This window comes from Roseibium marinum (assembly GCF_002906165.1).
Taxonomy (GTDB): domain Bacteria; phylum Pseudomonadota; class Alphaproteobacteria; order Rhizobiales; family Stappiaceae; genus Roseibium; species Roseibium marinum.
Map to the genome: position 1 here is coordinate 169,542 of NZ_PPCN01000012.1, position 12,464 is coordinate 182,005.

9 protein-coding genes are annotated in these 12,464 nt (G+C 57.6%); 3 read left to right on the forward strand and 6 right to left on the reverse strand.

Annotation, left to right across the window (positions count from 1 at the left end; translation table 11 throughout):
* From CLV41_RS22825 to CLV41_RS22845, 5 genes are all read right to left on the reverse strand, one after another.
* Complete coding sequence (locus CLV41_RS22825) at positions 1-348, reverse strand: ArsR/SmtB family transcription factor (RefSeq protein ID WP_103224774.1); 348 nt, start codon at positions 346-348, stop codon at positions 1-3.
* A gap of 67 nt (positions 349-415) precedes the next feature.
* Positions 416-874, reverse strand: coding sequence for a winged helix DNA-binding protein (locus CLV41_RS22830; protein ID WP_208987687.1), 459 nt, complete (start codon positions 872-874; stop codon positions 416-418).
* A gap of 118 nt (positions 875-992) precedes the next feature.
* On the reverse strand, positions 993-2,297 hold the full coding sequence (locus CLV41_RS22835; RefSeq protein ID WP_103224776.1) for a TRAP transporter large permease: 1,305 nt from the start codon (positions 2,295-2,297) through the stop codon (positions 993-995).
* Positions 2,297-2,854, reverse strand: coding sequence for a TRAP transporter small permease (locus CLV41_RS22840; RefSeq protein WP_103224777.1), 558 nt, complete (start codon positions 2,852-2,854; stop codon positions 2,297-2,299). The genes CLV41_RS22835 and CLV41_RS22840 overlap by 1 nt, the downstream gene beginning before the upstream one ends.
* Positions 2,855-2,922: 68 nt before the next feature.
* Complete coding sequence (locus CLV41_RS22845) at positions 2,923-3,918, reverse strand: TRAP transporter substrate-binding protein (protein ID WP_103224778.1); 996 nt, start codon at positions 3,916-3,918, stop codon at positions 2,923-2,925.
* Positions 3,919-4,179: 261 nt separating this feature from the next.
* Here CLV41_RS22845 and CLV41_RS22850 point away from each other — a divergent pair, with 261 nt between their 5' ends.
* The 3 genes from CLV41_RS22850 (at position 4,180) to CLV41_RS22860 (ending at position 11,483) form a co-directional block, all read left to right on the forward strand.
* Positions 4,180-5,661, forward strand: coding sequence for a glycosyltransferase family 39 protein (locus CLV41_RS22850; RefSeq protein WP_146048628.1), 1,482 nt, complete (start codon positions 4,180-4,182; stop codon positions 5,659-5,661).
* A gap of 245 nt (positions 5,662-5,906) precedes the next feature.
* A complete protein-coding gene (locus tag CLV41_RS22855) occupies positions 5,907-9,491 on the forward strand; it encodes a hydantoinase B/oxoprolinase family protein (protein WP_103224780.1) in 3,585 nt (1,194 codons plus the stop codon).
* Positions 9,492-9,728: 237 nt separating this feature from the next.
* Positions 9,729-11,483 (forward strand): methyl-accepting chemotaxis protein, encoded by a 1,755-nt coding sequence (locus CLV41_RS22860; RefSeq protein ID WP_103224781.1) that lies wholly within the window; start codon positions 9,729-9,731, stop codon positions 11,481-11,483.
* 99 nt (positions 11,484-11,582) lie between these two features.
* On the opposite strand, the gene CLV41_RS22865 is transcribed toward CLV41_RS22860, so the two are convergent.
* Positions 11,583-12,215, reverse strand: coding sequence for a DUF1062 domain-containing protein (locus CLV41_RS22865; protein WP_103224782.1), 633 nt, complete (start codon positions 12,213-12,215; stop codon positions 11,583-11,585).
* Between the last annotated feature and the right edge of the window lie 249 nt (positions 12,216-12,464).

Sequence of the window (12,464 nt, forward strand, 5' to 3'; positions counted from 1 at the left end):
TCAGTCCTGTCCGACGCCTGTAGGCTTTGTGAATTCTTCGGCGGAGAAACCGCAAACCGCAGGATTGTTGCCGCAGCAGTCTTCCATCAGAAAGGTCAGAAGGTTTTTCATCCGGGCAAAGTTGACCGCATAATGAATATGCCGACCGTCCCGACGCGCGGAGAGCAGGCCTGCCCGTTCAAGCGTCGTGAGATGAAACGACATGCGGGTCGGCTGAATATCCAGACGCTCGGCGACCGTTCCCGAAGGAAGCCCACGCGGCCCGACCGCCATCAACAGACGGAAAGCCGCCAGGCGGTCGTCTTGAGCAAGCGCGCCAAGCGCTGAAACAGCATCCTGATCTTTCATAATTCGACCTTACAAGAAATTTTGCAATATTCAACAAACAGATTTCACAAGATGCAATCAGTATGGCTCACATCGCGGCAGCGGCGCGGGCGGCCTGGTCGTAGTTCCCGGACACCAGGCGCAGCATGGCGGCCAGCCGGGAGAGTTCGTTCTCATCCAGGCCCAGCGCCTTCATCGGTTCGACAAGCAACGCTTCGCGCAGCCGTCTGTATTCCATACAGGCGGCTTCACCCGATGATGTAATCTCCGCTGTCTTTTCCTTGCCCCTGCGGCCGGAGGAAATTAGCCCGGCTTTTTGAAGTTTCTTGAGAGCGTAGGTCACCGTGTGGGTGTCTTCTATGTTCAACACCAGGCAGATATCGGAGAGCGTTTTTGCCCGGCCGCGGTGATTTACGGAATGCAGCACGAGCACGTCGAGGGGTCCCAGCCCCTCCGACCCGCTGGCCGCCATGCATCGAACCATCCAGCGATGATAGGCATTGACCATCATGGTGACGGCGAATTCGATCTCCGACAGGGCCGGCATTGCACCGGAAGCAAGATGTGCCGAAGAGACGACAGGTCCGATCGACTTTTCGGATTTCGGTTCGGTAGTGGGGTCAGGCTTCTCCGGCAACGCTTGGACCTCCCGCGCGGGCTTTTTGTTAATTGCTCAACATCGTCTGTGGCAGCCAAAGAGCCAAGTCCGGAAAGGCGACAATCAGAACCACAGCCAGGATCATCAACAGGAAGAACGGCAATGCCATCCGGGCGACCCTGAAAATATTGTATCCGGTCATCCCCTGAAGCACGAACAGATTGAAGCCGACGGGCGGTGTTATCTGGCTCATCTCCACGACCAGAACCAGATAAATGCCGAACCAGATAAGGTCGAGACCCGCCTGCTCCACCATCGGCAGGATCACGGACGTGGTCAGAACCACCACCGAAATGCCGTCAAGAAAACAGCCCAGCACAATGAAGAACAGCGTGAGCGCCACCAGCAGCGCATAGGGCGACAGTTCGAGCGAACCTATCCAGGCGGCCAATTCACGCGGAATGCCGGTGTACCCCATGGCAACGGTCAGAAACGATGCCCCCGCAAGAATGAAAGCAATCATGCAGGAGGTTCTGGTCGCCCCCATCAACGCATCGGCAAAGCTTTTCCGGTTCAAGGTTCCGCTTGCCCAGGAAAGCAGCAGAGACAGCATCACGCCGATGGCGGCCGCTTCCGTGGGCGAGGCCAAGCCCGCATAGATCGAGCCGATGACACCGGCAATCAGGCCGATGACCGGAAACAGCCTTCGGGTTGCAATCAATCGGCTGACAAACGGAACAGGCTCCTCCCTCGGGGGCATCTTCTGCCGGTTGGCGAGCGCCCAGAGCGCCACATATCCCATGAACAGGAGACACAGCATGGCGCCTGGCAGAACACCGGCCATGAACAGCCGGGCAATCGACTGTTCGGTTGCAGCGCCATAGACGATCAGGATGATCGATGGAGGAATGAGAAGTCCGAGCGTACCCGATCCGGCCAGCGTCCCGATGGCCATGCGCTCGTCGTAGCCGCGTTGCTTGAGTTCCGGCAGGGACATGCGCCCGATTGTTGCGGTGGTCGCCGCCGAGGAACCGGAAACCGCTGCGAAGATGCCGCAGCCGAGAATGTTCACGTGCAGCAACCGGCCAGGCAGATTGCGCATCCAGGGCGAAAGACCGGCGAACATGTCCTCCGACAGGCGCGAGCGGAACAGGATCTCGCCCATCCAGATGAACATCGGTAGAGCCGTCAGATCCCAGGAATTCGAGGCGCCCCAGACGGTGGTCGCCATGACGGCACCGGCTGGCACCGCAACGAGGGCCATTATGGCGGCGAGAGCTACGGCAAAAAGAGCGACCGCGACCCAGATGCCGGTCGCCAGGGCTGCCAGCATGCCGAAACCGAGAAAAAAGGCGATCAGGGAAAGGTCCATTATTCTTTTCCCTCGATCAGGTCGTCCTTACTCACCGTCTCGAAGCTTGGCGTGCGTCCGGCAAGTGCAGAAATGAGATCGTCCAGCAAGGCGACCGAAAACACGAGAAGCCCCGCAGTCATGACAGTTTGCGGAAGTACCAGCGGAACCGGGATAATGCCGAAGGACACTTCCCCGTAGGTGTAGCTGTCATGGGCAAGTGCGCCGGCATGCCAGGTAAAAAAGCCGGCGAGGCCCAGGGCGACCGCAACGGCCCAGATATTCAGGAGATGCGCGACCGGGGGCGGAACCGCCTGAAGCAGGATGTTGACCCGGATATGGTCGCTGTTGCGAAACGTCCCGGCAAGCGCCAGAAAAGACGCGCCCACAAGAAGGAAACCCGCGATTTCGGCAAGCGAGGGAACCAGCAGACCGAGCGGATCCATGCCGATCAGGCTAAGGCCGCCATCCAGCAGACGCCCGAACACCTGGAGGGCCACCAGAGAGGCGATGGCTACGAGGCAAGACGCAGCCAGTACCGTTGACGCCCGATAGAGCGCATTCAGGGCCTTTCGCATCGGCTCCCCCACCAGATGTGCAACTGAATAAGAAAACGCCGGGCTGAACTGCCCGGCGTTTTTTGAATTTAGTTTTTGTAGGCCTCAAGAATGGCAGTGCCGGTTTCACCGGCTTCCGCCTGCCATTCGGCGGACATTGTCTCGCCAATGGCGGCCAGCCCTTCGATCAGCTGCGCACTCGGTTCCACAACGGTGATGCCGTTTTCGACCAGAATGGCGGTCTTGCCATTGGTTTCCACCTTGGAAGCTTCCCATCCGCGTTTTTCAGCTTCTGTGGCAGCGTCCATCACGGCAGCCTTTTCGGCATCGGAGAGCGCATCGAACGCCCCCTTGTTGACGAAGACCATGTTCTTCGGCAACCACGCCTGCGTGTCGTGATAATGGCTCAGGAAATCCCAGGCCTTGGAATTGGCACCGGTGGAGGGCGAGGTGATCATGGCTTCCACGCGGCCGGTGGAAAATGCTGTCGGAATATCCGGCACTTCGACCTGCGTCGGCACCGCGCCGGCCAACTGGGCCAGACGTTCAGTCGCCGCATTATAGGCACGGAACTTGAGGCCCTTCATGTCATCGACGCTGGTGAGTTCCTTTTTCGCATAGACACCCTGCGGCGGCCACGGCACGGCATAAAGGAGTACAAGTCCCTGCGCGTCCAGCTTCTCTTCCATGGCCGGCTTCGCGGCCTGATAGAGCTTCCACGCCTTGTCATAGGACGGTGCGAGGAACGGCACGGAATCGACACCGAAGACGGCATCTTCGTTCGACAGGCGCGACACCAGAACTTCACCGATCGGCGCAAGACCCTTGCGCACGGCGTTCTTGATTTCCGGATGCTTGAAGAGGGACCCGGCGGAGTGCACCTGGATGACCAACGACCCATCGGTTTTCTCTTTGATATCCTCGGCGAAGGCGGCGATGTTCTGCGTATGGAAGTTGCTGTCGCCGTAAGGCGTCGGCATGTCCCATTTGGTTTCGGCGGAAACGGCGGCGACACCGGCAAGACCGAAAGCGGCGGCAGCGGCCAAACGGACGCCCGCCCTGTTCAGAAAACGTGATTGCAGCATGAATATACTCCTCTTGGAAGCGGGACACATCCCGTCGCGATACTGCCCCCGGTGCGTTCTGTGCACACCTGTGAAAAGCGCATCTCATCGCAGCCTAAACTTGAAAACTGAAAACATCAACAATTTATCGATAAATTGTTTATATACCTCCGCCGATTTCACCTCCCGTCAACAGAAATGACCGCCTGCATCAAGCTGCTTTCATGTAAACGCGGGATGTTCTAGCGTGCCTCAATCACGTCTGCGGGAGGACGCCAACACGTGCGGCAGAACTTAGGTCACGGCGGGTCTGGCAGGATCATTGGCTCGCTGTTGCTCGTCGTCATTCTGATCGTTGCGGCTGCGCTCCGCATTTACGATCTGGACAGAACCAGCCTCTGGTACGACGAAGCGGTGAGCTGGGCACAGTCCAGGGGAACCTTACCCGAGCTGCTTTCATCCGTCGCCGCGGACAATTATCCACCGCTTCACAATGTGATTTTGTGGCTGACCATGCCGATCATCGGCGACAGCGAGTCCGCGCTTCGCCTGCCCTCCGTCATTCTCGGCATTTTGGCTGTCTGGCTGATCTATCTGGCAGGCAGGTCTCTTGCCGGCGACGCATCTGGTGGAAGATATATCGGTCTGCTTGCCGCGGCGCTTCTGGCAGTCTCGCCGTTTCACATCTGGTACTCCACCGAAGCACGCATGTATGCGCTTCTTGCCGCCTGCGGGCTTGCCTTCCTGCTATCGGTCCTGAAAGTGCTGGACCGCCCTTCTATCGGCTGGTTCGCTCTCCTCAGCCTCAGCGGCGCGGCATTTCTCTACAGCCACATCTATGCACTGCTCGGATTTGCCACGGTCGGTCTGGTTTGCGCCATCTATGCCCTCGGCGACACGCTCCGAGCCGGACGTGTTTCAGCGTCACCTGCGACCATTGCCTGCCTTGGCATGGGTGTCAGCGCTCTTGCCTTCCTGCCCTGGCTGATCATCCTGGCGAACCGCGCCAGATCCGTGGCCGAAGCCGGTTTCTGGATTGCCTATCCGGACATTCAGTTCCTGAAATCAATGGCTTTCAGCATTTCCGGGTCTCTTGTGTTTTTCTGGATACTGGCGGCGTTGGCGCTCAGCCGTTGCCTTCGCGCGCTTCTCGTTGAATCCGTTTCCTCACAAAACGGGGAAACCGCCGGAAAGGCCGCGATAATCTGTCTCGCCTACACGGCCGGTCCCCTGGTATTGGCCTATCTCTATTCCGTTCTTGTGCAGCCGATCCTGTTCGACCGGTATCTGATTGCAGCCTGGCCAGGACTGCTGCTGCTTGCGTCCGCTGGCGCCAATCAGCTCATCCCCCGTTTCGGACCGGCCGCTCTTCTAGTGGCGGCGCTGATGCTCACATTTCCGGAACTCAGATTTACGCTGCTTGACAAAATGCGACCCGACTGGCGCGGCATTGTCCAGGACTACATGGCCAATCGTTCCGAGGGCAACCGGCTCATGCTCTACAAGGGGTTCGCCGCCCCTGCCCTTGAATATTATCTGAGGCCACCGGACGCCTTTGTCGCCGCGGCAGATATTGGCGATCTGAAAAAACAGCCCCCCGGCCCCATTGAAGGCGATCGCTGGCTTTTGCTGGTTCACAGCAGCCCCGAAGAAATGAAGGAAGCACTTGAAGCTTTCAGCATCTCCGAGTCGGAACCGGTTGCGCAACGCTTCGGTTGGGGCGCGAGCGGTTTGAAGCTGCTGCGATCCGGTCCTCCAAACTGAAAACAGGTCAAGCGGCTTGTTTGGATAGTCCACTTCTTGGGCAGCGCAGCGTAGCTGGAAACCCAATCTGGGAAACTGCATATGGCCCCACCAAGAGGGCAATTTCAGAAAGTACAAATTTCTCATCGACAATTTATCGATAAAATGTAAACATAAATTCACAAAATATCGGAATTCGGAACGACGGCCGAAAATCGAGCGATCGCTCGCGACGGCGGCATCTCAGGGAAACTGGAGGGGAGCACATGACAGCCAAGTGGGATTTCTGGATCGACCGGGGCGGCACCTTCACCGATATCGTCGGACGGGCCCCTGACGGAACATTGCATCCGCACAAAGTCCTGTCGGAAAATCCTGAATCCTATCGGGATGCGGCCATTCAGGGCATCCGCGAGTTGCTCGGCATCGAAAAAAGCGCACAGATCCCCTCGGACAAGATCGCAACCGTGAAAATGGGAACGACTGTCGCCACCAATGCCCTTCTGGAACGCAAGGGAGAACGCACCGCCCTCTTTATCACCAGGGGATTCCGCGACGCTCTGGAAATCGGCTATCAGGCCCGCCCGGATATTTTCGCAAAGGAAATCATCAAGCCGGAGCTGCTCTATGAGCGCGTCCATGAAATTTCCGAGCGCGCCCGCGCGGACGGTACGCTGGAAAGCGCGCTGGACGAAACCGCAGCCCGCAGGGAAATGCAAGTGGCATGGGATGCAGGCATTCGCTCCATCGCCATCGTGCTGATGCATGCCTATGCCTATCCGGCCCACGAGCAGGCATTGAATAAAATCGCGCAGGAGATTGGCTTTCCTCAGATCTCGGTCTCACACGAAGTGTCCCCGCTGATGAAGTTGGTCGGGCGCGGCGACACCACGGTTGTCGATGCCTATCTTTCGCCGATCCTGCGCCGCTACGTGGACCAGGTCCGCGAAGAACTCGGCGAAGGTCCGCGGTTGATGTTCATGCAGTCTTCCGGAGGCCTCACGGCAGCGGAACTCTTCCAGGGTAAGGATGCGATCCTCTCGGGCCCGGCGGGTGGTGTGGTCGGCGCCGTTGAAACGTCGCGCATGGCCGGTTTTGAGAAAATTATCGGCTTCGACATGGGGGGCACGTCGACTGACGTTTGCCACTACAAAGGCGAATACGAACGGGCGTTCGAAACGGAGGTCGCGGGCGTGCGCATGCGCGCGCCGATGATGATGATCCACACCGTCGCCGCGGGTGGCGGTTCGATCCTGCATTATGCCGATGGCCGCTTTCAGGTCGGTCCGGATTCCGCTGGAGCAAATCCCGGTCCTGCCTGCTACTGCCGCGGCGGACCGCTAACGGTAACCGACGCCAACCTGATGACAGGCAAACTGTCACCTGAGTTTTTCCCGAAGATCTTCGGACCCAACCGGGACCAGCCGCTGGACGCGGACATAGTCAGACGGAAATTTTCTGAATTGGCGGATCGCATCGGTGACGGTCGCTCACCGGAAGAGGTTGCTGACGGTTTCCTGAAGATCGCCGTCGAGAATATGGCCAACGCCATCAAGAAGATATCCGTTCAGCGCGGTTATGATGTCACGGAATATGCACTGACGTGTTTCGGCGGTGCGGGCGGTCAGACCGGATGCCGGGTCGCCGACAGTCTCGGCATGAAAACGGTCATTCTGCACCCGTTCTCCGGAATTCTGTCGGCCTATGGAATGGGTCTGGCCGATATCAGGGCGAACCGTCAACAGGCCGTGGTCAAAACCCTGAGTGAAGAGCTTTTGCCCGACCTGTCCGCCCTGCGCGACCAGCTTGCAGGTCAGACTGAAGCGGAACTCGACAAACAGGAAATTCCCGCGGGTGCCCGATGGACAGCCGCCACAGCACATCTGCGCTATGACGGAACTGATACGCCGCTTCCCGTTCCACTTGGTGGTGTTGCTGAAATGCGCGCTGCTTTTGAACGCGCGCACCATAATCAATTCGGATTTGTCTACAAAACCAAACCGGTTGTCGTCGAAGCGCTGGAGGTTGAAACGGCAGGTGGAGGCGTGGGCCTTATCGAGCCCGATTTGGCCGGGTCAACCGATAGCGCCGGACGCGTTTCCGCGACGCGTCTTTTTTCGCAAGGCGCCTGGCACGAGGCCGGCATCTTCAAACGTGAGGCACTCAAACCAGGCATGAAGGTATCCGGGCCCGCCGTGATCATTGAGCCGCATGCGACGATCGCTGTCGAAAACGGCTGGCAGGCGGAAATCAACGCCAAGGATCACGTTATCCTGAAGCGCATCGTGCCGTTGAAACAGTCCGATGCCATCGGCACGAAAGCCGATCCGGTCATGCTGGAAGTGTTCAACAACCTGTTCATGTCCATCGCCGAGCAGATGGGCGTGACACTGCAGAACACGGCCTACTCGGTGAATATCAAGGAGCGGCTGGACTTTTCCTGTGCTGTGTTCAACGCTAATGGTGCCCTTGTGGCCAACGCCCCGCACATGCCCGTGCATCTCGGCTCCATGGACCGGTCGGTCGAAACCGTCATCAAGCTCAACCAGGGAAAGATCAGGCCGGGAGACGTGTTCGCCCTGAACGCTCCCTATAATGGCGGAACCCATCTGCCGGATATCACGGTGGTCTCCCCGGTATTTGATGACGAGGGAAAAAAGATCCTGTTCTGGGCCGCTTCGCGCGGGCACCATGCGGATGTCGGAGGTTCCGCGCCCGGCTCCATGACCCCGCGCGCCACCAGTGTCGATGAAGAAGGCGTCCTCTTCGACAATTTCAAGATCGTCGACCAGGGTCATTTCCGAGAGGCCGAACTCGTGGAGCTTCTCACCGACCACGCCTACCCGGCCAGAAACCCGCACCAGAATGTCGCCGACTTGTCGGCCCAGATCGCAGCCAATGAAAAGGGCATTCAGGAACTCAGGAAGATGGTGACCCATTTTGGTCTGGACGTTGTCCAGGCCTATATGGGTCACGTTCAGGACAATGCGGAAGAAAGTGTGCGCCGGGTCATCGAGGCGCTGAAGGATTCCGAATACGAATATCCGACGGACCAGGGAGCGTTGATCAAGGTCAGGATCACTGTCGACAAGGAAAAGCGTGAAGCAACCGTCGATTTCACCGGCACCTCGGACGTGAAACCAAACAATTTCAACGCTCCGGAGCCGGTAACCCGAGCCGCGATCCTTTATTGCTTCCGGGTGATGGTGGATGGCGACATCCCGATGAATGCCGGGTGCCTGAAGCCGATCCATATCGTCATTCCCGACGGCTGCATGCTGCGGCCGACCTACCCGGCCGCCGTTGTGGCCGGTAACGTGGAGACGTCGCAGCATGTCACCAACGCGGTGTTCGCAGCACTCGGCGCCATGGCGAACGCCCAGGGAACAATGAACAACCTGACCTTCGGCAACGATACGTATCAGTACTATGAAACGATCTGTTCCGGCTCACCTGCAGGTCCGGGCTTCAATGGCACAGACGGGGTCCACACCCATATGACCAATTCACGCCTGACAGACCCGGAAGTGCTGGAATTTCGCTTCCCGGTGCTTCTGGAGGACTTCCATATCCGCAAGGGCACAGGAGGAAAAGGCAAGTGGTCGGCGGGTGACGGCACGAGGCGTACCTTGCGGTTCCTCGAAAAGATGGACTGCGCCATTCTTGCCTCGCACCGCACCGTACCGCCCAAAGGTCTTGAAGGGGGTGAGGATGGCGAACTCGGTCGTACGGAAGTCCGGCGTCTGGACGGCTCGGTGGAGAAACTTGAAGGTTGCGACCAGACGGTGCTGGAACCCGGTGAAGCGGTGACTGTCGTTACCCCGACTGCAGGCGGATGGGGAAAGACCTGAAAATCGCTCTGAAAATTTGATCTGAAATGAAAATGGCCGCCCTTAGGGTGGCCATTTTATCAGCTTTTGACATCAGAACATCCGACAATGTAAACACTACTCAAGCAATTTTTATAATTATTCTAGAACCAAGTTTACCGAATATTCAACCCTGACTAGCATACACTTACACAAATCGCGCAATGATGAAGTTACGTTGCGTTTCAGGTTGTTTCTTCTTTGGCGGGGTTTCAAAAAATGCTCATATCAAACCCAATCTCAACATCAGTTGCAGCAAAAATTCTCTCTCTGGTTGCTTTTTTGAGTTTGGGTCTGGTGGTAGTCGCGCTAGTGGCGATCTTTCACATGAACCTGATTGGAAAAGAACTCGCCAACGTGGCGGAAAAAGACATCCCGCTGACCGAAGCCATAAGCCATGTGACCAACCATCAACTGGAACAAGCCGCGCTTGTGGAGCGCATCATGCGGCTATCAGGCGTCCATTCCGAGAATGAGAAAGAGAAAATTGAACCGCTCAAGGTCTCGTTGAAAAAGCTGGAGGTCCGTGTAGCGGATGAAATACTCAAGGCCGAGAACCTCGCTCAAACCGCTCTGGACCATTCTTATTCGCAAATGGAGCAGGAAGAATTCTCTGGAGCACTGGAAAAGCTGAAGCGCATTAAATCTGAGTACACTCAGTATAAATTCCATGTCAATGAAATCATACAGCTGGTCGGGCAAGGTGAGCTGGAAATTGCCGGAAAGCTCGTAAACCGACTGGAGGAAGAACAGCAGCGGCTCGATCACGAACTTGTCAGTCTTCTGGAGGAAATCGAGACCTTCACTCGTCAGGCGACAACCGCTGCAGCCCAACATGAGAAGGATGCTCTCCACCAGATTATCATTACGGCGGTCGTCACATTCTTCTTGTGTGGCGTCTGCTCGATCCTTTTCGCCCGTTACATGATTTCAAAACCGCTCAATCAGGTGACCACCGGCCTGATGGAACTGGCACAGGGCAAGACAGATGTGGAAATCCACGTAAGGTCAAAAGACGAGATCGGCAAGGTCGCCGGAGCCTTCGAAGTCTTCCGGGCCAATATCATCGAAATGAAACGGCTGCAGGAGCAGGCGCGGGAGGAGGAAATGCAGGCCGTAGAGGAACGCCGCGGTACCCGGCTGCGCCTGGCCGACCAGCTGGAAAACTTGCTCATGACAAGCTGCGATGTGGCGGTGAACGCGCTTGAGACCCTGGTCGAAGGCGCTGATCTTCTGGCGCAGAACAGCCAGGACACGGTCGAGCGTGCTAATACCGTTGCGGCGGCGGCGGAACAGTCCACCGCGTGTGTTCAATCCGTCGCCTCCGCCTCCGAGGAACTCGCCAGCTCGATACAGGAAATCAGCCGGCAGGTGACACTTGCGAACTCCTCCACCGCCGAAACTTCCGAACAGGCCGAAACGTCAGGGGATACCGTGAACAAGCTATCAACCTCCACTGAAGAGATCACGCAGATACTTAATCTCATCAGCGACATTGCCTCCCAGACGAACCTGCTCGCGCTCAACGCAACCATCGAAGCGGCAAGGGCCGGCGAAGCCGGCAGAGGCTTTGCTGTCGTGGCATCGGAGGTCAAGGCACTTGCAAACCAGACCGGCCAGGCAACGGACCAGATCGGAAGCCAGTTGTCCGGATTGCAGACCGGTACGTCTTCCTGCTCCGTCTCGATCATGACCGTCGTGAAATCCATGTCCGACATCCGGGAGCAGATCGCGGGCATCGCCTCCGCGATTGAAGAACAAAACGCGGTGACGTCGGAAATAGCAAAGAACGCTCATGATGTCGCCCAGGGCAGCATCGATATTTCCTCGAATATCTCAGAGGTAAACCGGGCTGCGCAGGTTTCCGGAGACAGGGTGAAGGATGTTGCCAGCGGCATTCAGGACGTTTCACAGCAAATCAATACGATCCGGGAAGGTCTGAATGACTTTCTTGGCCACCTTCGGGCCGCGTGACCTTTCGAGCGTAAAGGCACAGGAAAGAAAGATCCTCGTCACCGGAGCTCCGCCAATTGGATCTCCGGTGACGAGGGATGGCCTCAGGTCTGCTGACACTCAGGCCCGGCCAGAACCGCATGCAGAAAGCATCTGGGTGATCAGATCGGAGATGCCTTTTTCCCGATCCGGAAAAATCGCGAGGGTTGCTGTTCCCGAAACATGCCGCCGGATCGCCTTCGGTGAAGCATCCTGCACCTCCAGCACTCCGTTTTGAGCGAGGCGGTGCACCTCTTTCCTGGTCAGCATTGGCCCCCTTGCAAGCACCCGATCCAGCCGGACACGGCTGCCGGACGGGTTACGCACGGTAAGCAGGATCTCGCCGCGTGTCCGCTCAGCCTGAGCGGTGATGCGCACGCCAAGCGCAAGGTAACCGGGCTGCTCCGTCGTTGAGTTACTGCCTTCGAGCGCCAGCCGCTCCGCGAATTGCGGATCATTGGCCTGAAGCGCCTCAAGCTGCTCCCGTGAGATGCTTTTGACGGGCCGTCGCTCAAAAAGCGTTTTGTTCCATCGTTTTCCGCAGGCAAGGCAGGAGAATACCAGCCAGGCGTCCAGACGGCTTCCATTGGCGTTCAGCCGAAATTTTCCTGTAGAGGCAAACGGCCTGATGGCTCTGCAACGGCTACAGGGACGGTTTGTAAGTGGTGTTTCGTGGCTCAGAATAGTCCATTCGATTTTCAACAAAGACGACATTCCGTGGGTCTTCCTTCAAGGGGAAGTCCGTCTACGGGCAGTCGGGACGGCCACGCGGCCTCAACCACGGGCGCTCAGTCTGGCTTGAGCATCTGGGAAACGATCAATTTTTGGATATCCAATCGATTCCGACTGGTCATCCGTTGATCTAGAGCATTTCCCACTTACTCCGGTTCATATCCCGCCGCAGCGAAGTAGTTTCTGGCCTCTGCGGGCGTGACTGCGTCTATCGCAGACGCGGTTGCCGTC

Coding starts and splice junctions, on each gene's coding strand:
- CLV41_RS22825 (WP_103224774.1), bottom strand. CDS start 348: ATGAAAGATCAGGATGCTGTTTCAGCGCTTGGCGCGCTTGCTCAAGAC.
- CLV41_RS22830 (WP_208987687.1), bottom strand. CDS start 874: ATGCCGGCCCTGTCGGAGATCGAATTCGCCGTCACCATGATGGTCAAT.
- CLV41_RS22835 (WP_103224776.1), bottom strand. CDS start 2,297: ATGGACCTTTCCCTGATCGCCTTTTTTCTCGGTTTCGGCATGCTGGCA.
- CLV41_RS22840 (WP_103224777.1), bottom strand. CDS start 2,854: ATGCGAAAGGCCCTGAATGCGCTCTATCGGGCGTCAACGGTACTGGCT.
- CLV41_RS22845 (WP_103224778.1), bottom strand. CDS start 3,918: ATGCTGCAATCACGTTTTCTGAACAGGGCGGGCGTCCGTTTGGCCGCT.
- CLV41_RS22855 (WP_103224780.1), top strand. CDS start 5,907: ATGACAGCCAAGTGGGATTTCTGGATCGACCGGGGCGGCACCTTCACC.
- CLV41_RS22860 (WP_103224781.1), top strand. CDS start 9,729: ATGCTCATATCAAACCCAATCTCAACATCAGTTGCAGCAAAAATTCTC.
- CLV41_RS22865 (WP_103224782.1), bottom strand. CDS start 12,215: ATGTCGTCTTTGTTGAAAATCGAATGGACTATTCTGAGCCACGAAACA.